The sequence below is a fragment of the Ruegeria sp. AL12 genome (assembly GCF_056540885.1).
This window is the reverse complement of the sequence record NZ_JBQFXN010000197.1, coordinates 1-535: the sequence shown is the minus strand read 5'-3', so window position 1 is coordinate 535 and position 535 is coordinate 1. Positions and strand designations below refer to the sequence as shown.

The window sequence follows — 535 nt, the reverse complement described above, 5'->3', positions numbered from 1 at the left end:
CCTCACCGAGTTCGACGGCTGGCAAGGGCTTTCGGCGCTGGGTGCGCATTTTAGTATCCACGCTTTGGAGGAAACCCTCCGACTTCCAGTCGGACCAGCTTCAGTGCGAAGAATCGTGTTATGACCTTACCCTTTGGAAAATGAGCCGTAGCCACTCGGGAGGCTCATTTTCCAAAGGGTAAGGTCATGCAGTATGACACCGGCAGACACTGCGTTTTCTATCACCGCTATCACATCGTCTGGTCGACGAAATATCGCTACAAAGTTCTAACCGGAGGGGTGCGCCTGCGGGTGCGTGAGATCATCCGTCAGGTCTGTCGCGAGAACGAGGTCGACATCTTGCGCGGGGTGTTGTCGAGCGACCACGTCCACATGTTCGTGTCGGTGCCGCCGAAGATCGCCATTGCAGATCTGATGCGCAAGATGAAGGGCGGTACGTCACACAAGGTACAACGGGAATTCCCTGCGCTGCGTAGGCGCTATTGGGGGCGCCGGTTCTAGGGCAGGGGCTATTTCTCGACCACCAACGGAGCCA

Annotated in this window: 1 pseudogene; it reads left to right on the top strand. The window is 57.0% G+C overall.

Annotated features, from left to right (window positions below):
- Window positions 1–186: 186 nt before the first annotated feature.
- A pseudogene (gene tnpA, locus ACR0C6_RS22190) lies at window positions 187–498 on the top strand (IS200/IS605 family transposase); the annotation flags it as partial.
- Window positions 499–535: the final 37 nt, after the last annotated feature.